Genomic DNA, 21,152 nt, shown 5'->3' on the forward strand with positions numbered 1-21,152 from the left:
ACATGTTTACTCACATCGACTTACTTCCCGATGATCCCATTTTTGGCTTAAATCTTCTTTTTTCTCAGGACCCTTGTCCTGAGAAAGTGAATTTGGGGATTGGAGCTTATAGAGATGGGTGTGGAAAACCAGTAGTTTTATCTTCCGTGCGAAAAGCCGAGTACATTTTATGGGAGCAGCAACTGAATAAGGAGTATCCTCCCATAGAGGGGGACTCCGATTTTGTTCAAGTAACCCTCGAGTTGATCTTCGGAACGGATCATCCCCTTTTAAAACAAAATCGGGTAGCGGCTATCCAATCTGTAGGGGGAACCGGCGCCTTAAGAATAGGGGCCGAGTTTTTTCGTGAAATGTCTCTTTCAGGCTTCGTTTTTCTTCCTACCCCCACGTGGCCTAACCATCTTCCAATTTTCAAGTCTGCTGGATTACAAGTGGCCTTTTATCCTTACTATTCCGATCGAGCCCATGCTTTTGATTTTGCTCAAATGTGCGAAGCCCTCACCACCATGCCTGCTAGAAGCTTAATCGTGCTGCATGGATGTTGCCATAATCCCACCGGGATAGATCCTACGTTTGAAGAATGGAAAATACTTTCACACTTAATCAAAGAGCGTCAATTAATTCCATTTTTTGACTTTGCTTATCAAGGGTTTGGAAGCGATATAGAGCAGGATGCCCAAGCCATTCGTTTTTTTGCTAACCAAGGGCATGAAATGTTGGTGGCAAGTTCTTATTCTAAAAATTTTGGCCTTTATGGGGAAAGGGTGGGCACCTTAGTGGTTATTACGCCAGATGATTTAACAAGGGTAAAAGTAAAAGGGCATTTAAAACACCGAGTTCGCAGCAGCTATTCTATGCCCCCTTTACATGGAGCTCGCATTGTGTCCACCATCCTTCATTCTCCTTCCTTGCGACAAGAATGGGTGCAGGAATTAGAAAAAATGCGCAAAAGAATTGCGGATGTGCGCAAATCTTTTGTCGAAGGATTGCTAAAGGCTAGTTGTCAAATAGATTTTAGCTTTATGAATCGGCAACTTGGCATGTTTTCTTTTTCAGGGCTTAATGAGAAACAAGTTTTAACTTTAAGAGAGAAGTATGGAATTTATACCCCTTTAAATGGCCGTATAAATGTGGCTGGCCTTAATTCAAGCAATTTAGACTACGTGGTGCAAGCCGTTAACCAAATTGTGAAAATATGAAGCGCACCCAATCTCATTCCTACCTTTTAGTTTTTTGTTTTTTATTCTTACTTGTCAGTATTCCTTTGCAAACAGCTGAAAAAATGAAGGGAAGCGTGTCTGCCTTATTAGGGCCTTCTTGGGAAAGCTTGACTAACTTCAGGTTAAGACTAACGTCTTTTTTAGCTTTCCCTAAAACAGGAGACCCTTTTGAAGGACAAGTAGAACAAAAACTGAAAGAATTAGAATTGGAGAACGAGCTTTTAACCACAGAAATTGAGCGGTTACGTTTGATAACAGAAGGGGAGAAAAGAGATCCAGGAATAGAAAAACCTCCCTTAGCGCTCCGTGGAATTCCTGCAAAAGTGATTTTTCGCTCTCCCTCCTCGTGGAATAGTTCCTTATGGCTAAATGTAGGCTCTGCTAAAAATGAGGAATTGGGGTTTTCTTACATTTGTAAAAACAGTCCCGTCATGTTAGGAAAGTCAGTCATTGGAGTGGTTGACTATGTGGGAAAAAAACAATCGCGAGTTAAGCTTATTACAGATCCAGGCTTGACCCTTTCGGTTAGAGTACATAGGGGACATGCACAAAAAATCACTCTTTTGGAAAACGTAGATAGGCTTATTCAGTCATGGTCAGCCTCTTGTGTGGCGGATGAACATTTGAAAAAGTCACTTGAAGATTTGAAAGAGAAATTAAAAAAAGAGACACCTCTAAGGTTATTGCTTGCCAAAGGGGAATTAAAAGGGTGCAGCAAATCTTTATGGAGATCACAGATCCCTTGCTTGCGTGGAACAGGGTTTAATTATGACTTCGCAGATCAAGAAGGCCCCGCCAGAGATTTACGAACGGGTATTCCCGAGGATGTGCCGCTTTCACAGCGGGCTACCTGCCAAGCTCCCCCTTTAGTTAAAGTCGATGATCTTCTGGTCACAACTGGAATGGATGGTATTTTCCCTGCTGGATTGCATGTGGCAAAGGTCGTTAATATCTACCCTTTAAAAGAAGGCGATTATTTTTATGAACTTGAGGCAGAACCAACAGCCGGGAGTATGGACGATCTTTCTGTCGCATTTATTCTTCCTCCCTTGGGATTTAATTCTTTAGATTTGCCTCCCCCTATCCATCGGTAACCCCCTCAAGAAAAGCTGAGCATTTATCTCCAATCAGGGTGTAACAGAGTTACACGTGACTTTTTCCATAGAGTACAATGTCAAAATATCCTTTTCTCTCTTTTTTAAGCGGCTCGCAGGGCTTTTTTTTCTTGGGGAGCCTTTTCTCACTTCTGGTTCTCTAAAGTATACCTAGAATGATCGAATGAATACTATAGCCTTCATGCATGGCGAGCAAAGGGTATTCTAGCAAAAGGGAGACAAGATTGGCTATCTCTACGCAGTTGAGAAAAACTTAAGAAGAGTCATTTAGCTTTTTTTATTAGCCAATCAAACTACTTTAATATTAGCCCTCTTTTAAAACCTCTTTTTTTTCTTAAAGGGTAGAAAAGCTTTTACATTTAAAAACAGTTCTGAAATGCTTGTCTTAAAGTTATATTAAATGAGAAAAATGCCTGACGATAAATCTCTTTTAGAATTGCCACCTAATCGATTGGTTGTGAATAAGCCCACCAGAAGTTTTTGGCGGGCGGTGTCTTACTGTTTACTCCTCTTAGCAACCGTGGAGATCGGTTATTTCCTGTACAATGGGGCCTTTTATTTTGCATCCCCAAATCCGCTTATTTTATCTTTAGCAGAATACGGAGATACTTCCTTAGACAGCACGTGGGAACAGTTATGGTATCGCATTCAAAGGCAACCTTTTAATTTGCTTTCTTTAATCATTTTTCTTTGTGCGATCACGCATACCTTTTTTGCGCATAAGTTTATGGAAAAGTCTAATCAACTGAAAGCTGCTCAAAAAGATTTAGAAAACCCCTCTTCATTTGAAAATTTTAAAATAGAAATTTTGCATTTTTTAGGGGAAGTAGAAATTGTCTTTGGAGTGTGGGTAATTCCTCTGATTTTATGTATGGGATACCTTTACAATTGGAAGACTGCCATCCACTATCTAAATGGGATTAGCTATATCGAGCCTTTATTTGTGGTGGTAATCATGGCAATTACCTCTACCAAACCTATCATTTATTTAGCGGAAAAGGGGTTGAAGTGGGTAGCAAGAGTAGGAGGAGAATCAGTTAAATCTTGGTGGTGGGTGCTTTTGACTATAGGACCTTTGACAGGATCGTTTATAACCGAGCCCGGAGCGATGACAATTTGTGCCTTACTTCTAGCTAAACAGTTTTATCATTTAAAGCCGACCCCCCTTTTAGCTTATGCCACTTTGGGATTGCTATTTACCAATATTTCGGTGGGGGGAGTTCTGACAAACTTTGCGGCGCCTCCCGTCTTGATGGTAAGCAAGGTGTGGGATTGGAGCAGCCAAAACATGTTAATGCAGTTTGGATGGAAGGCGGTTTGTGGGATTTTAATCGCAAACTTTTTATATTATCAGTTGTTTCGAAAAGAATTTTCCCAATTGGAGATAAAAAGGCAGCAATTGAAAATTTCCCAAAAGGATGAATCGCAATCTATTCCTGCGTGGATTTGCCTGGCACATATTTTCTTTCTGGCATGGATGGTGCTGCATGCCCATTATCCAGTCGTCTTCATTGGAACATTTTTGTTATTTATAGGTTTCTATCGAGCCACACTCCCTTTTCAGTGGGAATTGGAGCTTAAAACTCCCATCTTAGTGGGGTTTTTCTTGGCCGGTTTAGTCATCCATGGAACCTTACAAGCTTGGTGGATTTCCCCCTTACTTGGGCATGCTTCCAAGGAGATTTTGCTTGGCCTTTCCATTTTATTGACTGCCTTCAATGACAATGCAGAAATTACTTTTTTGGCGACCTTAATTCCTACTTTTACAGAGCCGATGAAGTATGCGGTGTTGGCAGGATCGGTGACAGGCGGAGGCCTTACAGTGATTGCCAATGCTCCTAACCCGCTTGGGCAAGCTATTTTAGCCCCTTATTTTGCAGATGGAATTTCGACCCTTTATCTCTTTTTAGGGGCTCTTATTCCCACTCTGATTATGGGGAGCATGTTTTATTTTTTCTAACTGAGCCGCAGAGCACAAGCAAATCCGCCATCTAACCCTAAAGTATTCGGAAGAATGGTATGGCTGGTTCGCATGAAAAGCCCACATTGGCGGCTGATTTTTTGCACAAGCTTTTGGTTTTCTTGGCTTAAAATACTGCAGGTCATATACCAAATTTCTCCCTGTTCCGAAAGTAAAGTGTGTGCATGCGACAATAGGCGCAATTGGGTGTCTTCCAATTGTTTAAGAACTTGATCCGAAAATCTCCAACGGGCTTCTGGCCGTTTATTTAGCACTCCTGTGTTGCTACAGGGAGCATCTACAATAATCAAATCAAAGCGTTGATTGGCGATATAGAATTCTCCTTTTGTGCAGGTAAGGGTGGCCTCTAATTGATATTTTTGGCAGTTCTCTTGTAGCGTCCTAATTTTAGGGAGAGATACGTCATTGGCGAATAAAGGTGCTGAAGGATAAAAATCATGCGCTAACAATAATTTGCCACCAGGGGAAGCGCAAAGGTCTAAAATGGTGCCAGGGGGAGGGGCACCTTGGCGCAAGTGCTCCATTAAAAGGTAAGGTGTTCCGTTTTGAATGTAAAAATGTGGAGATCGAGCAAAAAGAGGGATGTCGCTTGCTTCTTTAATGAAAGCGAGAGGAGGGGGAAGCTGCGGCACTCGTGTAAGTTTGTCTTGTTCGTTATGAGTGAGAGAAGTTTGGGGCCGTAGTCTAACCATGGTTGTAGAGGGGCGATTTCCTAACTCTAAAATTTGTTTGCATGTGTCTAGGCCGAAATTGGCCAGAAAAGCTTCTACGAGGGGAAGAGGGTAAGAATAACGAATGCTCAAATCTTGGGGCGTATTTTCTTGAGGAATGGGGGGAAGCCCTTTTTCTGCCTTTCGCAATAAGGCATTTAAGAAAGAAACAAAGGTGGCATGGCAATATTTTTTTGCTAGATCGACACTCTCATGTCCAATGGCGTATAGGGGAGTTGTTGTCTGAAAGGCAGCCTGGAATAAAGCCGTTCGAAGGAGGGCTTTTTCTTTAATCTTTAGCGATAATGTTTGCCTTTTAGCCATAGATTTTGCCGTAAAATCTAAGGTCAGCGCCATCCTAACTGAACCATAGGCAACATCTTGTGCAAAAGCAAAATCTAAAGGGGAAGGGGATTCTCTTTGTTTCCACTCTTCAAGAGATTCTGCGAGGAATTTTCCTTCTTTCAAAAAAGCATAAACAGCCAAAAAGGCTGCTTCACGTGGATTTGTTTGGGACATATACTTGGCCAGGGTGAATTCCCTTATAGCTTACTCGATCAATCATTTTGTATCTAGCATTAACCATTGTCCTAAAAACCACTTATGAAACCATTCTTGCAAATTTTCGGCGCTATTTTTAAAGATTGAATCTGTTTGCTCTTCTAGCCATTCACAAGCCTGGTCAATCGAGCAACCTGTTCGGAAAAGAGAGAGAAAGTGGTATTCATCTGGAGCAAGGGGAGCGGTAACGACTTGATTGTTACGATTTCTGAAAACTGCGCAATAGCAGGGCGTATGCTTAAGCTCAGGAAAGTCATGCTCCAACCAGTAGTCAGGCTCTTGCTTTAAGAAGGCTTCCCGGAACTTTACTAATTCATATTTGAAGGCAAAGATTTGCATGTGGGGTTGCAATTTCAAGCTTTTTGCTAGAACAGCCTCCGAATCTCCTCGCATCATCTCATGGAGATTGGTGGAAATGTGGGCCGTATAAAAAGCTTGATTGAAAGCGCAGTCTAATTGAGCTGCATCATAGACAAACTGAAAATCATCCGCACGATAACATTCTTGAATATAGAGGGAAAGGCGGTCTCCGATAGCTTGTAAAAACCAATGAGAAGGGGGGTATAGCACCAAATAAGGGAAGCCTAAAATTTGATTAAAATCCCGGTAACCAAACAAACGTGTGACTAAGGGAAAGGTATCGTGCAAAACATTCAGCAGCCGCCACCAGTATTGTTGATTATAAATTTCAATTCTTTGGGCCGGCTCTAAGGTCGGGCTTGGAACAATATAATGAGCGGCTTCCATCTCCATAGGTTGACCGCTAGGGGAGATGGGATTCATGTGGCTGTCGATATCGATTGGGCGAGCGATGATACTGCCAAACCATTCTTGAATGGATTGAAGGGCAGGGGGTACAAGTGTTTGTTCGGTGCTCATGCCTACCCTTTGCAACTGATGAGGGATTGTTGAAACTGCTTAGCTTTCAAAGCTTCGTTCCAGGTATCTTGGAAACTAAGAAAATTATCATCCCATTCTAGCAATGTTGAAACACCGCCTGTCTTAGGATAAACTTCTGCATAAATTTGCCATACTTCATCAATGACCGGATGGTCATGCGTATCTAAAATATAGGCGCCATAATCGGAATGCCCGGCTAAGTGAATTTGAAGCACGCGATCAAGAGGAATATTTTCCCAATAAGTTTGAGGGGCAAATCCATGATTGCGACTTGAAACGTAGACGTTGTTGACATCCAACATCATATAGATGTCGGCTTTTTCTACCACTGCTGTATAAAAATCCCATTCGGGCATTTCATCTGCTTTATAAGCCACATAGGAGGAAAGATTTTCTAAAGCAAAGGGTAGCTCCAAGTAATCTTGCACAATGCGAGCGCGTTCAGCAACGTAGTCGATGACTTCTTTTGTGCGAGGAAGAGGGAGGAGATCGTGATAATGGGCCCCCGGAAGCCTACCCCAGCACAGATGGTCTGACACCCATGGGGTTTTGGTGAGTTTTGTTAGATCTTTTAATTTTTTTAGATAGTCGAAATCTAAAGGATCTGGGCTTCCGATTGCCAAGGAGACTCCATGCTGCACCACGGGATAACGCTCAAGAATTCTTTCAAGATTTTCGAGCGGTAAGCCACCCTCTACCATGAAATTTTCGCTAATGATTTCAAACCAGTCAATATCCGGTTGATCGCGAAAAATCTCATGATAGTGAGGGATTCTGAGGCCAACGCCAATTCCTAAATTGGGGATATTAGAATTTTTTCTCATAGGTAAGTGTAAAGTCTTGTGTCAGGCTTGTATGTTTATTTTTTAACTTGGATCCCTTTTGCGGCTTGTTTTCTTTTCTCCGCCATGTGTTGAACAACGAGCTTAACAGCTAGGTTTTTGTCGGCAAAAGCACATTTTCCTTGTCCTTTGCACTTCCCTTTGCCCGCACAAGCATTCTGATCTGTGTTGCAAGCGTTTAATCCTCGGCACGCATTAGTACCTGTGCACCGTTGGCTGGCTACATAACGTGCGAGCTCTTTGCCTTTTTCATCTAATGAATTGTAAAGCGAGACACCTTCAGGACTTAACTCCAGCAGAAGCTCATCTTCTGTCATTAAATGATAACCCATGTTGCCACGTTCGCTCGTTTGCTTGGAAACTCCATACTTTTGAACGGCATCGCTATCAGAAGCAGTTCCAGCATAAACAACAGTATTAGCGGTAACAAAAGCGCTTAAAATTCCTCGCAAAGCAAGTTGTTTAGCTCTATTTTTTTTCATATTAAGCTCTTATTTTAAAGGATGAACGTATCATTAATTTTAAATAAATAGCTTATGCATGCCGCGGCATGCATAAGCTATAGCGCTGCTAAAATGAATTAACGAGTTTCTGATAGGATAGGGGGTTAACGGGGAGACTGTTGTCCACCGCAGCCGTTTGAACCGCCACAACCTGAGCCCTGCGTTGGTAGTTGAGTTTGAGGATGAGATTGCCCTCCGCATCCATGAGAGCTAGCAGCGCAGCTAGCAAATTCTGTAAAAGAGTCGTCCTGTGTGCTTTCGGCAGAACCTCTATTGTCTCTGCTATACGCATAGTTTCCACGACGGATGTAGTTGCCGGAGTAGCCGTAGTTATAATTTGAAGCTAGATGGCTTTCAATGGATGGGGCTTCTGCTTGCACAGGAACATCTGCTTGCCCTGGGGATGCCATCATTAGACCGCTGGTAATTCCCAATAAAGCTAATTTTTTCAGGTGATTTTTTTTCTTCATAAATCCACTCCTTAAAGTTGATGGAACACTATTGCATGATAGTTTGCGTCAATCATTCTCTGGGAAGATGCGCTCTCCTCGAACATAAACAGCTTCTAGATAGTTTATGAAGGCACTCGGCCTTTTCTCTTTAATTTGTTTGTAGCATTAATCATTTGATGTTGCAAGTTTTTTTTTGAGTGCTCATAATTGCTTGCTTATCTCTTTGAAAATCTTTGGCTTAATTTCAATCTACTTCCCAGGATTTTGCCCTCTATGAGGATAGCCGGAAGCCTTCACTTATTGTTCCCGCTATAGTAGACTAAAATCGAAGGACCTATCAGCCATAAATATCCTAATTTGTTCAATTTAAGAAAGTAGTAGCTATCTTCGATAGGGGAGGCAATTTTATTCATGATTTCTCCTTTGATGTAAGCAGCCATAAAATCAAGTAGGGGTTGTAAAAAGGGCGCTCTTCAAGTTTATTTTGGAAGGTCGTTTTTTTGGAGGTTTCCAAATTTTTGATAGTTGTTAGCGGTAGGGCTTTAGGTAGAGGGGGTTCAAATTTCCCATAAAAAAAGCTTCCGACCTTGAGGGATATGCTTCATCCCCTACTGCAGCTTTTTGTAGGAATAAAAGGCTTAACGCCCGGCATAGGGCTTACTTTCTAGCTTTCTTTAGTTGAAGGATCTAACCCAGCCTATCTGATCACATAGGAGGGGAAATCACAAGAGAGGCTTTTTATAAGAAGATAATTTCAAGAGCGGTAATCGAGGGCAAATTAGATAATCCATTTCCTTTATTCTTGCATTCTGTTAAAATAGGGATTTGTTCTGTACCTTTTATCATTTACAGGCTGTTTTGAGGAGAGTTGCATGCATAATGAAGTTCAACTACGATTAAAAAATCTAGAAGATCGAATTCTTCATATGTGGAGGTATCTTTGACTTGGCTTCAAAGGAAGCGAAAGTTAGAGCGTTAGAAGCTGAAATGGAAACTCCCACATTTTGGGACAATAATGACACAGCTCAAAAAGTGATCAACGAATGTAATACCCTGAAAGCTTGGACAACTCCTTATTACGATCTCAAAGTACGGTTTTCAAATGTGAATGAATTGTTAGGAGAAGCTTTTGAGTTGGACGACGAAGGTTTGGTTCAAGAGCTTTTGCAAGAATTGAATTCCATTGAGGAACATTTGAAAGAACTTGAAATCAGAAAAATGCTTTCAGGAGAACTTGACAACAAAAACGCTTTTTTAAGTATCAATGCAGGCGCGGGGGGGACCGAAGCGTGTGATTGGGTACTCATGTTATCTCGGATGTATCAACGTTGGGCGGCCAAAAAAAATTGGAAAGTGGAGTTGATTGATACGATTGATGGAGATGTGGCGGGGATAAAGAGTATTACCTATAAATTTACCGGAGCTTTTGCTTATGGGTATGCCAAAGCAGAAAAAGGGGTGCATCGGCTGGTGCGTATTTCTCCTTTCGATAGCAATGCGAAAAGGCATACAAGCTTTGCATCAGTGGATGTAACCCCTGAAATTACAGAGGACATTCAGATCGAAATCAAGCCAGAAGACTTGCGCATTGATACCTTTAGAGCTTCAGGGGCTGGGGGGCAGCATGTGAACAGAACCGATTCAGCCGTTCGTTTAACCCATCTTCCCACAGGAATTGTGGTGTCATGCCAGACTCAGCGCAGTCAACTTCAGAACAAAGAAACTTGTTATAAAATGCTGCGTTCTAAGTTATATGAAATGGAAGTTACGGCGCGCGAAAATGCACTTAAGGCCATAGGTGGTGAGAAAAAAGAAATAGCATGGGGAAGCCAGATTCGCAATTACGTTTTTCAGCCCTATACTCTAGTGAAAGATACGCGCACTAAAGTAGAGTGTGGAAATATTCAAGCGGTTATGGATGGGGAGCTTGATGATTTTGTTAATGCTTACTTAATGGAGTTTGGGGGATGACAGCTCAAAATCAGTCAGATAACGATATTCGTTATACAGAACCTGGTGATGCAGTTTATCTAAAAGAATGGTTGATGGATAAAAGTGTTTCTCGCTGGTTTCCAATGTGTGATGAGGCGGAGATCAACGATGCAGTGAATCGTTGGATTGGTTTTTACCGCTATAAATGCAGTTTAACCGCTGTAAGAGATGGAGTTCCTTGCGGGTTAGCAACTTTATATCTGCAGCCTTATCGGAAGCTCGCGCACCAATGTGAATTTGGAATCATTGTAGGGGCCGAATACAGAAACCAAGGAGTGGGCACAGAACTTCTGAATAATTTAATGTATTTGGCAAAAGAAACTTTTCGCATCGAACTTCTTCACTTACAAGTTTATGCTGAAAACCCGGCGATCCGCCTTTACGAACGTTTTGGGTTTAAAGAATTTGGAAGGCAAAATCAGTGGATTAAAGAAGAAGACCGCTATGTAGGACGGGTGTTTATGGAGCGTTTCTTAACTTGATTTAATCTTAAATGGGCCTCTATGTCAATTATCCATTTTCAAGAAAAGCTAGAAACCACTTCGGGGAAAAAGCTTATCCTGCGTTTTAATAATAATCGCTCCACCATGTTAAGTGTAAAATGGGGAGAGCCCGATTGCGTGGTATCCTTGCACTCTTTTTTTTTGGAAGCTCCTCAAAATGTGATGGATGCTTTAGCTTGCTACATTAAGCAAGAGCACAAAAAAATTGCTCCATCGATTAAAACTTTTATTGAAGACAATCTTAAAAAATTAGACTACTCGCATCAAATCGATCCTTCCAAGCTTTCTACACAAGGTAAGTTTTATGATTTACAAGCAATTTATAACGAGTTAAATGCAGAATACTTTAATGGAGAAGTGAAAGCAGCTATTACCTGGTATAATAAACAATCGCGAAAAAACAGCTCTACTGTGACGTTTGGGCTTTATCATCACCTTCTGCGTTTAATCAAAATCAATCGAATGCTGGATGCTTCTCATATTCCTGCGTACTTTGTGTCCTTTGTAGTTTATCATGAAATGCTGCATGAAGCATGCCCTTCTTATGTAGATAAAAAAGGGATTAACCGTATCCATAGTAAAGAATTTAGAGAGCGAGAGGTTCTCTTCAAAGACTATTTCAAAGCTAAGAAATGGGTTGATCAGTATCTTAAAGAGACGTTCGCATAAACCAAATTTATCTGATTTAAAGGAAATGTAATGGCAGGTCATAGTAAATGGGCAAATATTAAGCACCGCAAAGGGCGTGCAGATGCAAAGAAAGGGAAGATTTTCTCAAGGATTGCCAAAGAAATCATCAGTGCTGCCAAACTAGGGGGCCCCGATCCAAAATCTAATCCCCGTTTGCGCCTCGTTTTACAAAAGGCCAGGGAAGCCAACGTTCCAAATGAGATTATCGAACGAAATATCAAAAAAGCTTCTAGTGCAGACCAAGCAGATTATATTGAGATGACTTATGAGCTTTATGGCCATGGGGGAGTGGGGATTATTATCGATGTAATGACTGACAACAAAAACCGGATTGCTTCCGATATGCGCATTGCGACAAACAAGAGGGGTGGAAGTATTGCAACCCCGGGAGCTGTGGCTTTTAATTTTGATCGTAAAGGTGTCATTCAGATTTCTAAAAAGCATGGGGTAGAGGAAGAATTATTTAATGCCGCTATTGAAGCAGGGGCAGAAGACTTTGAAGTTGCCGATGAGTTTTTCATGATCACGACAGACCCGGCGGGATTGTTTCAAGTTAAAGATGCTGTAAGCCATTTAGGCTTTCAATGTGAGGAGGCTTCTTTAGAAATGATTCCCAAAGCTTATGTGGAATGCGATGAAGAAACAGCTAAAGCAAACTTAGCCTTGATTGATTGGTTAGAGCAATTAGAAGACGTAGATGCCGTTTATCACAATATGAAAGTTCCAGATCAATGGGTGGATGAGCAGCTTCTTTAATGCACTAGATTTAAGCTCTATTATTGCTCTTCCCGAAGATCTTTTGCAAATTGCACGCTATTTTTCACACGAAAAAGGAACGTGCTTTCTTTATTCAGGAGGCTCTTTCCCCCTCTCTAAAAAATCTTTTTTGTGTTTATACCCTTTTTCTTTTATTTGTATTGAACCGACTATCCAAAGAAAATCTTGGGGAGGGGGCATTCTTAAACCTCTCGAGCTTCATTTGAAAAATCCGTGGGATGCCCTTAAACAATTTTTAAATGAGCCGAGCCTCACTTTCTCATTTCCTCGTTGGGTGGGGTATTTAGGATATGAGATGGGGGCTTATAGCGATTCCCAACTGGTTTTGGAGTACACTCCTCCCGAAATTCCTTTGGCTTATTTTCAACGGTTTGCTTGCACAATCGTTTTTGACCACGATTTGAAAAAATGCCAATTGTGGATAGACCAAGAATCTTTCTCTTTTTTAGATCGCTCACAAATAGGGCAGATCCTAGAATGGAGCACTATTTCTACTTGGATACGCGTGAAAGCCCAAGCCTATGCGCTTGCTTCGCCATCTGAAGTTTCTAGCTTGATTTTTAAGATTCAACCAGCTGGACGGGAGTCTTATCTCAATCAAGTCCAAAAAGCCAAAACATTGATCGAAAAGGGGGAAATTTATCAGGTTAATCTCTCGCAGCCCTTTACTTTGCAGGGAAGGCGAGAAGGTTTTGAGCTGTTTTATCGATTAGCTAAGCTCAACCCAGCCCCTTATTCTGGCTACTGGGATCTTCCCTTTTGCTCGATTGTATCTTCTTCCCCTGAAAAATTTTTAAAAAAAGACTCTCTTCTTCTTTCTACCGAGCCAATCAAAGGCACAGCTCCACGCGGAACAACTCCCACAGAGGATGGTGGCAATCGCGAACGGTTAGTGCGTTCCGAAAAAGAGAATGCGGAGTTGCTCATGATTACAGATCTCATGCGGCATGACTTAGGAAAAGTCAGCGTAGCTGGCAGCGTGAAAGTAAACCCTCATTGGAATTGCTATGGCTACCAAAATGTTTTTCACCTAAGCTCTGAGGTTGAGTCTATCGCATGTTCGTCTTTGCATTTCTTAGATATCATACGAGCCTGTTTTCCTGGTGGCTCTATTACAGGTTGCCCAAAAATTCGAGCAATGCAAACCATTCACGCTTTTGAAAAGCGAGCTAGAGGCATCTACACAGGCTCATTGGGATATTTTTCCCATAATGGAGATTTCGATTTTAATATTGCCATTCGCTCTTTAATTCTATCTCCCACTTCTATTCATACAGCCTTTGGGGCGGGAATTGTGGCGGACTCACTTCCCGATCAGGAATACCAAGAAATTCTCTCAAAAGGTCAATCTATTTTTGAAATTTTAAATGTTTCTCTCGTTTAAATCAATTCTAAGCTTTTAACTACCAATCGTTAATGGTTCCCTCGCAAAACCTCAATAGGGGAAAAATAAGAAAGATTTTTAAATGTATCGTCTTTTTTGTTAAACACAAAAATAATTGCTAACACTGCCACAAAGGAGATGATGATGACCTTCGAATCGACTACGCGAATTCCTTCTACATCCTTCTATACTAGTCCACCATCTGGGGAATCTCCTAGAAGTAAAGCTGGAAGCCTAATTAAAGCGGAAAAACTCAAAAATACTTCCACTGACAAAAGAAAGAGCCTTAGTCTAAGTGCTTCCGTAGTGACTAGAATCTCGCAATTGAGGAAGCGTTTAGGTTCTCCTCGAGGAGGATCCCAAGTGTTGGGAAAAGTTGACGAGGATGAGCTTCCACTCAAACAAAAGAAATCTCGAGTTTCCTTAAGAGATAAAGAAAGATTGCAAATTACGCGGCTCAAAGCAGAAGGGGAAAAAGCTCAAATCCCTTCCAAAATGGAGGAAGGCGAGATAGAAATGATTACCTCTCACGAAAACTGGTTAATTCTCTTATCAGAGAATCCGGATACAGAGGAGGAGGATAATTCTTGGGACTTTGTGCATGATTCTGCTGAAGAAAGCGATAGAGCAACAAGCCTCTCCTCCTTAAGGGAACCGGGTATTCAGCAGGTAAGAAAAAATCGGAGAAAAATAGGCTTAAGGCTAGACTCGAGCGAATCTTTCTCCTCTGAAAAAAGCTCTTTCGAGAAGGAAGAGGAAGTTATGGATCCTTGTGAGAGAAGAAAAGGAAAGGAAAAAAGCTTTGAAGAAATGGCGCATAAGCCTGAAGAGCATTGCAGTTCGGAAACTTTGCCCGATTTTTCGGAGGATTCAGAGATTTTAGAGCGACCTGATAGGAAAAAACCAGACAATGAAACGCGCTCCTACTTAACCCCGCAAGATGAAAAACAAACGGATAGAAACGCTCAAAATGCTTTATTGAAAATTAAAGAGGACCTTATTTTTTACGATGCTAAAGTTCTCGATGCCAAAATATGGCATTATTTAAAAAAGCATGCGGAGGAAATCCTTAAAAAGAAAAATTGGGATACCATTACCGCTAAGCAATTAGAACGCTTATTCTCTCCCCGCTCTCTTTACCTTTTTGAAAAAATTCATGCGAGCCAGTCTCTCTTAAAGGGTCTTATCCACAACTTAATTGCGATGGAAAAATGCTTATATGAGTTTGTAGAGACTTCCAAATCGGTAACAAAATGGATTAAAGCCTTTAAAGGTCACTTAAACTTTTTGATTAATGCAGGTTTAAAATCATTTGTTGATTATTTTGAAAATAACCTTACAAGTGAGGATAAAAAAATCATCCTTTTAGCATTGGGGTGCGATGCTGCAAATAACTTGGAAGTCTTAAAAAAATGGGCGAATCGGAGTAACGTAGAAGAGGTAAAAGAATATCTCTTGGCGCGCGAGCGTTTTTATTTAGGAGTAGAAAATCTTACTGAAAAAGAGATAGACGTTTCTTCTGATATTTTTGCAAACCCCAATGTTTTTCATATACCCCGCTCCCATATTGTGCGAGGGCTTCTAACAAAAAATATTTTTGAAATGCCTCATTTTTTAAAGGACCAAAAAATTGCAGTAGATCGTCAGGCGGGCCGCAGTGAGGTGAAGCTAAAAGCTTTTCTGAGCCAAATCTTACAGGAATTTGGGCCTTCTTTTTTTCTAGAAATAAGTCCCCCAAGCTATGCGGAAAAGTTTTTAAAGTTGGAACTCACTCCCTTTGATTATTTTTTTCGACTTTTATATATCGGGCATTTTAAAACGGGGGCTTTTATTCATCGGATTTTTAATTCGACTTATAAAAAGGCTGAGATTCGCTGTTTAGAGTGTAAAATTCACTTTGAGAACTTAAAAAAATTCAAATTAAATTTTGCGATGAATTATTCTCTGCAAGGGGAAGCTGAGTTTGTATTTAGTTTAGAGCTTATCCCTATAAAAAAGGAGATTCCTTCTTTCAAAGCTATCCTGAAGGTAGTTAAATATGAATTTAATGAGGAAATTTTAGAAGAGAAAAAAAATGAAATTTTAGAATGTCTGGTTCGCTATTCCAATTCCATTCCTTCCTATAAAACTCTTCCTCGCGGGATATCTTATTATACCCTCCCTGGAAGCAAAAGTCTTACCGTGGAATTAAAAAAAACATTCGAGCAGCAAATCATAGAATGTAGAGATAAGCATCCTTGTTTAGATTTGTTTAAGTTAGAAGATGGATACCTCAAAGAATGTCGCGCAGCTATATGTGAGAACCATGGCCGTTATTCTCGAGAACTTATCGAAGAATTGTGCCAAAAACTTTCCCTCAATGCGCCCTTTTTTGATTCTGTTATTCCTAGAATTTCCTACCTCGCCAAAACTTTGCAAAAATGTTATGAAGAAAAAAATAGGCAAAGCTCTTTTTTTGAAGAGCTTATGAAAGTTTTGAGAAAAGTCCTTAACTCTTCAGATTACAAGGTGGGAGAGCAAGGGATAACGAATCATCCAAACGTTGCAACTTTACTGAAAATCCTTGGTGAAGTTTCGGACCTTGAAATACGCAATTGCTTTTTTCAAGCGATAGGAGAAACTCCCGAAGCTGGAGAAAGGTTAATAAATTTTTTAAAAGAAAGCGTGAACGTAAAAAAGATTGAAAGGACCCTTGAGAGAATGTCAGAGGAATATCATCGGTATAGGCACGAAATGCTTTCTTCTAAGTGTTATTACTTGACGATTCCCCAGAAATTAAAAAAGAATTTTTTTAGCATTTTACCTAAAGATATGTTTCGGAGTTATAGACCTAAGGAAAGCCAGGTCTATATTTTTAATTCCATTAAAATTAATGGAAATTTGCTGGTTGATTTAGAAGAGGAATCTGAATTTCTCTCTCGTTTTTTTGCGGAAATATATGCTCACTTTGAAAAGGATCGGCACGTCACACGCACAGATTATGAGGTAAAAGCGTTTAATACATTCTTAAATACTTCATGGAAAAAAATCCTTCCCTATTTTTTTTATCGAAAGAAAGAAGATGGCAACCTTTATAAAAACAAGGAGTTCGATATAAACGCTTTGCGCGCCTTTTTTTCTTCTTCAGCCATTAACTATGAGGAAATTCGAAAAAATTTTGGGAAATTTAAGAAAAAGAAAACCCATACGGAAGAGGAGTTATGCAAAATTATCGCCTCCTGGTTTGTTTCGGCAACCGTGTCTTGTTATCCTATTTTAGCTTTGGGAGCTAATGGCATCTGGAGCGTGGTAGAAACCATTTTGCAATCTACTTTTCCCCAATTTAATCAGCTTCCTTTTGGTTTTAAAACTATGTCAGGCATTGATTTAAACCTTCATATTGAAAGCTCAACCTGTTATAAAGTTGGGGTGATCAAAAAAGCTGGGGTTTGTCCTCGGTTGGATCGATGGAATCCGACCTTAACCGCAGTCGATAACAAGAGTCCTTTAGCGACACTGCAGGTAGAAAGTACATTTTCAGTCAATAAAGATATCCTGGAAGTGAGCGTCGAAGTTAGCCCTCCTGTTTTTTTTAGAGAAAATATATATTCCTATGAGGACTTTTATCGCATTATTAATATATTTGAAAAAGCTGTTCCTCCGGCTAGCCTTGAATTTGGCCTTCTAACGGAATCGCAAAAGAAAAAGAAAGTCTGGCATTTAAAAATTAGAGACCGCTCGAATGAGCAACCAAGCGGGCCCTCTCATTCGCTTGCTATCATGCCTGAAGATAAAGAAACCTTAGAAAAAAACTCGGAATTCACATGGCATTAACAACAAGTAAAAATATTTTAATCACTGGAGCGGCAGGATTTATTGGTTTTCACACCGCTCTTTCCTTGGCCCAAAGAGGAGATAGGGTTGTTGGGTATGATAATTTTAATGATTATTATTCTCCTCAACTCAAATATGATCGCTGCCAGCTGCTTAAAAAAGCAGGCATTGAGGTGATTGAGGGAGACATTTGCGATACTTCTAAGCTTAAACATTATGTGAAAGCAAATAAGATCACGCACCTTGTCAATTTAGCCGCGCAGGCAGGCGTGCGTTATTCCCTCATCCATCCGCAATCTTACGTCAAAGCTAACCTCGAGGGTTTTGTCTCAGTCCTGGAAACTTGCAAAGAGCAGCCTGGGATTAGCTTAGTGTATGCGTCCTCCTCTTCTGTGTATGGCTTGAATCGCAAGATTCCTTTCTCTATTGAAGATCGTACAGATCAGCAAGCGAGCTTGTATGGGGCAACTAAAAAGGCGAATGAGTTGTTTGCACAAACCTACCATCACCTATATGGGATTCCTGTAACAGGGCTACGTTTTTTTACCGTGTATGGTCCATGGGGAAGGCCTGATATGGCCTATTCTTTGTTTACAAAGGCCATTTTATCTGATGAGCCCATTGAAATTTACAACTATGGGAAGATGCTACGCGATTTTACCTATGTTGATGATATTATCCAGGGAATTTTAGCAGCCATTGATCGAGAAGCGGGGTGCGATCTATTCAATTTAGGGCATCACGAGCCTGTCGAATTGCTAGAGTTTATCCAGACATTAGAAGAATACTTAGGAAAAACAGCCATTAAAGTATTTAAAGAGTTGCAACTAGGAGATGTACCAGAGACTTTTGCAGATATCCGGGAAAGTACGCGGAGCTTAAATTTCATTCCTAAAGTAGGAATGCGAGAAGGATTGGCTAAATTTTTGGATTGGTACCGGGAGTATTACCAAGTGTAAGCTTGGTAAGTATTCCAAGACAGAAAAAAGGAAATCGTTTATAATTTTCTTAATTTTCCAAGGATAGGCCATGATTTTAATTAACCTCGTCAGTCTGGTTTTTCAAACCTATTTTCTCATGCTATTTGCGCGTATTTTAAGCTCGTGGATTCCTGAATTGCATCAGTACCGAATGATGCAGTTTATTGCCTTTTATACGGATCCTTACCTCAACTTTTTCCGAAGGTTTATTCCTCCTCTTGGAATGATTGATATCAGCCCCATTTTTGCTTTTATGGCGCTGAGTTTTATGGAATATTTCTTAAAAATTGTGATTTCAAATTTGCCATTTTAATGAAGCCTTTTTCTCCTTTCCAGCTAGGGAAATTCACTCTTCCCAATCCCATATTTTATGCACCGCTAGCGGGTTGCTCCGATTTTCCATTCCGACAAATGTCTGCCAAATATTCACCCGGTTTAATGTATTGTGAAATGGTTAAAATGGATGCATTAGTGCGCCATGATCCCAATACCTTTCGCATGCTAGATTTTGAAAAAGGGATGCATCCTATTGGAGGCCAATTATGTGGAGCCAAGCCTCAATTGGCAGGCAAAGCAGCTAAGATCATTGAAGAGTTAGGTTTTGATGTGGTCGACTTAAATTGTGGATGTCCGGTTGATAAGGTGACCAAAGATGGAAGCGGTTCGGGCCTCTTAAAAACCCCCCAATTAATCGGGGAAATTTTAGCAGAGATGGTGGCCGCAGTTAAAATTCCAGTGACGCTTAAAATCCGCGCGGGCTGGGATGAGGAAAACATCTGTGCTGAAGAGGTCACCCAAATTGCAGAACAAGCTGGTGCGCAAGCAATTGCCATTCATGGACGGACCCGACAACAAGCGTATCGGGGCCCCGCTAATTGGGATTATATTAAAGCCAGTAAGCAGGCTGCTAAGAACATTAAAGTGATTGGCAATGGGGACGTAGTTGACCCCGAATCGGCTAAACGCATGTTCGAATATACGGGCTGCGATGCCGTATTAGTCGCGCGAGGTACAATGGGCCAACCCTGGATTGCTCAGGACATTTTGAGTTATCTGAAAGGGGAGCAGGTTCCAGTTCGAACTCCTGAAGATTGCCGGCAAGCGCTTTATACCCATTTTTTATGTGCAGAGAAGTATTATAACCCACGCCAAGTGGTGGTTGAAATGCGCCGAGTGGGGTGTTGGTACATTAAAAGTTCTAGCGGAACGCGCGAATTCAGAGGATTAATTAGCCGAGCTTCTTCGCCAGAGGAGGTGCGGCATTTAATCCAAAACTTCTCCTTTAGCCATGAGAATGAGGCCACCCATTCTCTTAATTCCGATGCAGATTGCGAAGCCTGCTGATTTTCTTCTTTTTTTGGTCGCTTGAGCGCTAAGACTGAGCTTATTAGCCTCGATCCATACATGGATGTATGCCATAAGCTTCTTTCTCCCTAAAGCTGGTTAAGCAACCTTTCCCCTTTCCTGCAGCTTCTAAGTTTTGCCATTTTCTTGGCCTTTAATCGGTTCGAGGCCATCCCGATCTCTAAAAAATAAGTGGAAAAGGCTCTTTCTTATGTTAACTTAATTGGAGGGATTGGTGCTGGGGGACTAACCCTTATGTGCTTTGAGAGGGGCTTAATCCTTTCACGAGCAGCGAGGGATTTATTAGACTCTGGCTAGTTTTTTAAACGGTATCGCGGCATGAGGCGGCTCTACGAGGGCGGCAGTTGACCTGTAAACCTGCCTCATTTTATTTTTTCTTTTATCATTTGCTGTTTTATTCCCTTTAAAATTAAAGGTAAAAGGGCTGTTAAGGAGCAGGGGGCAAGGACGAGTTAATTTGCCTAATTTTTTCTATGAGCTTTGTGCGCAATTCGGTTAAGGCTTCATTTGGCATTCCTATTTTTTCCATTTCTCTTACTATTTCTCCACTTAAGTTTTGATAATGAAAGAGTCTTTGATAGGGAGGAATGCAGGGGTCAAAATCGTAAGTGTCTTTTCCGATCCCTTGAGGAAATTTTTGCATCAATTGTTGGATTGCTTTTTTGTTTTTTAAATGCACGACCTCTTGGTTAAGCGCGAGAAGCTTTTCTGTTACTGCAAATTTGCGCTTAAATATTTTGTTATTCTCATCCACTAATGCATTAAGCTTAGCCGCAGCATGGTTGATGGTGGCAAGTGTTAAGTTGTCACCCTTAAGAGGGGAGATAATCGTGTGTAACTGCCCTCTTGCTTGCGAGGCAGACTCCAACAAAGCATGGATATGCCTTGACAATTGTTCAATCAGTTTTCGGTCGCTTTCAGGCAGCCTCTTTAATGATCCCTTACCTCGAAGTTCAGCCAGCATGACATTTAAAATATCTTTTTGCCTTCTGAGACTTGCCACGTGACTTTTTTCGGTCTCCTCAAGCTCCTTAAACATCTTAAGCGCCTTATTTTTAAATTTATCTACAGGAGTTAGAATTTTTTGGGTGACCTGAGTGGCTTTATCAGCGGCTGGAGAGGTGTTATAGGAGGAGATCGTTTGCTGACTAAGCCTTTTAATGGAGGAGGCCTCTTTTTTGGCTAACCTAAAAAAAAGGCTTTTAAAAAAGCTTCCAATCGTTTCCATGAGGCGTTTCCAACGATGTCCTGCATGTTGCACACTTGAAGAATTGACTGCCGCATTGGTAGCGGAAGAGTTAACTCTAGCTTCTGGAATTTTGACAGGGAATTCAGGGGGTTGCATAATGATTATCCTTATAATT

At 40.9% G+C, this 21,152-nt stretch carries 18 protein-coding genes; 12 read left to right on the forward strand and 6 right to left on the reverse strand.

The features are described 5' to 3' along the window. Positions 1-2 precede the first annotated feature (2 nt). The 3 genes from PARA125_RS02425 to PARA125_RS02435 all read left to right on the forward strand — a co-directional run bounded on the left by PARA125_RS02425 (position 3) and on the right by PARA125_RS02435 (position 4,295). Entirely contained in the window at positions 3-1,199 is a 1,197-nt protein-coding gene (locus PARA125_RS02425; RefSeq protein ID WP_213157123.1) for an amino acid aminotransferase, read from the forward strand. Further along, the gene (locus tag PARA125_RS02430) at positions 1,196-2,314 is read left to right on the forward strand and encodes a rod shape-determining protein MreC (protein ID WP_213157124.1); all 1,119 of its coding nucleotides are present in this window, start codon (positions 1,196-1,198) and stop codon (positions 2,312-2,314) included. The genes PARA125_RS02425 and PARA125_RS02430 overlap by 4 nt, the downstream gene beginning before the upstream one ends. A gap of 421 nt (positions 2,315-2,735) precedes the next feature. Continuing rightward, positions 2,736-4,295 (forward strand): putative Na+/H+ antiporter, encoded by a 1,560-nt coding sequence (locus tag PARA125_RS02435; RefSeq protein WP_249274135.1) that lies wholly within the window; start codon positions 2,736-2,738, stop codon positions 4,293-4,295. Here PARA125_RS02435 and PARA125_RS02440 read toward each other — a convergent pair. The 5 genes from PARA125_RS02440 to PARA125_RS02460 form a co-directional block, all read right to left on the reverse strand. Continuing rightward, a complete protein-coding gene (locus PARA125_RS02440) occupies positions 4,292-5,545 on the reverse strand; it encodes a transcription antitermination factor NusB (RefSeq protein WP_213157125.1) in 1,254 nt (417 codons plus the stop codon). The two genes, PARA125_RS02435 and PARA125_RS02440, sit on opposite strands and share 4 nt — an antisense overlap. A 42-nt stretch (positions 5,546-5,587) precedes the next feature. Beyond that, positions 5,588-6,466: an HvfC/BufC N-terminal domain-containing protein gene (locus PARA125_RS02445; protein ID WP_213157126.1), complete on the reverse strand. Its 879-nt coding sequence runs from the start codon at positions 6,464-6,466 to the stop codon at positions 5,588-5,590. Between the two features lie 2 nt (positions 6,467-6,468). Then, positions 6,469-7,311, reverse strand: a complete 843-nt coding sequence (bufB, locus tag PARA125_RS02450) for an MNIO family bufferin maturase (RefSeq protein WP_213157127.1) — start codon at positions 7,309-7,311, stop codon at positions 6,469-6,471. A gap of 35 nt (positions 7,312-7,346) precedes the next feature. Continuing rightward, entirely contained in the window at positions 7,347-7,811 is a 465-nt protein-coding gene (locus PARA125_RS02455) for a hypothetical protein (RefSeq protein WP_213157128.1), read from the reverse strand. A gap of 125 nt (positions 7,812-7,936) precedes the next feature. Next, positions 7,937-8,302 (reverse strand): hypothetical protein, encoded by a 366-nt coding sequence (locus tag PARA125_RS02460; protein ID WP_213157129.1) that lies wholly within the window; start codon positions 8,300-8,302, stop codon positions 7,937-7,939. 854 nt (positions 8,303-9,156) lie between these two features. Here PARA125_RS02460 and prfB point away from each other — a divergent pair. The 9 genes from prfB to dusB all read left to right on the forward strand — a co-directional run bounded on the left by prfB (position 9,157) and on the right by dusB (position 19,767). Further along, positions 9,157-10,255 (forward strand): peptide chain release factor 2 gene (prfB, locus tag PARA125_RS02465; RefSeq protein WP_502920408.1). Its coding sequence is split into 2 segments (ribosomal slippage): positions 9,157-9,207 and positions 9,209-10,255, totalling 1,098 coding nucleotides; the frame shifts between segments, so codons are not numbered across the junction. Further along, complete coding sequence (locus PARA125_RS02470) at positions 10,252-10,758, forward strand: GNAT family N-acetyltransferase (RefSeq protein ID WP_213157131.1); 507 nt, start codon at positions 10,252-10,254, stop codon at positions 10,756-10,758. Before prfB ends, PARA125_RS02470 begins: the two co-directional genes overlap by 4 nt. Before the next feature lie 21 nt (positions 10,759-10,779). Continuing rightward, positions 10,780-11,448 (forward strand): SprT-like domain-containing protein, encoded by a 669-nt coding sequence (locus tag PARA125_RS02475; protein ID WP_213157132.1) that lies wholly within the window; start codon positions 10,780-10,782, stop codon positions 11,446-11,448. Positions 11,449-11,478: 30 nt separating this feature from the next. After that, positions 11,479-12,225, forward strand: a complete 747-nt coding sequence (locus PARA125_RS02480) for a YebC/PmpR family DNA-binding transcriptional regulator (protein WP_213157133.1) — start codon at positions 11,479-11,481, stop codon at positions 12,223-12,225. Further along, positions 12,209-13,630, forward strand: a complete 1,422-nt coding sequence (locus PARA125_RS02485; protein ID WP_213157134.1) for an anthranilate synthase component I family protein — start codon at positions 12,209-12,211, stop codon at positions 13,628-13,630. Before PARA125_RS02480 ends, PARA125_RS02485 begins: the two co-directional genes overlap by 17 nt. A 363-nt stretch (positions 13,631-13,993) precedes the next feature. Beyond that, positions 13,994-17,443, forward strand: a complete 3,450-nt coding sequence (locus PARA125_RS02490) for a hypothetical protein (protein ID WP_349305643.1) — start codon at positions 13,994-13,996, stop codon at positions 17,441-17,443. Next, positions 17,434-18,402 carry an NAD-dependent epimerase/dehydratase family protein gene (locus PARA125_RS02495; RefSeq protein ID WP_213157136.1) on the forward strand — a complete coding sequence of 323 codons (969 nt, stop codon included), beginning with the start codon at positions 17,434-17,436 and terminating at the stop codon, positions 18,400-18,402. The genes PARA125_RS02490 and PARA125_RS02495 overlap by 10 nt, the downstream gene beginning before the upstream one ends. 70 nt (positions 18,403-18,472) lie before the next feature. Beyond that, on the forward strand, positions 18,473-18,736 hold the full coding sequence (locus tag PARA125_RS02500) for a YggT family protein (protein WP_213157137.1): 264 nt from the start codon (positions 18,473-18,475) through the stop codon (positions 18,734-18,736). After that, a complete protein-coding gene (dusB, locus tag PARA125_RS02505; protein ID WP_213157138.1) occupies positions 18,736-19,767 on the forward strand; it encodes a tRNA dihydrouridine synthase DusB in 1,032 nt (343 codons plus the stop codon). The genes PARA125_RS02500 and dusB overlap by 1 nt, the downstream gene beginning before the upstream one ends. Positions 19,768-20,215: 448 nt before the next feature. Here the strand turns inward: dusB and PARA125_RS02510 are convergent, their stop codons facing one another. Further along, positions 20,216-21,133, reverse strand: a complete 918-nt coding sequence (locus PARA125_RS02510) for a hypothetical protein (protein WP_213157139.1) — start codon at positions 21,131-21,133, stop codon at positions 20,216-20,218. Positions 21,134-21,152 lie beyond the last annotated feature (19 nt).

The sequence above is a fragment of the Parachlamydia sp. AcF125 genome, from assembly GCF_018342475.1.
In the GTDB taxonomy this organism is placed as follows: domain Bacteria; phylum Chlamydiota; class Chlamydiia; order Chlamydiales; family Parachlamydiaceae; genus Parachlamydia.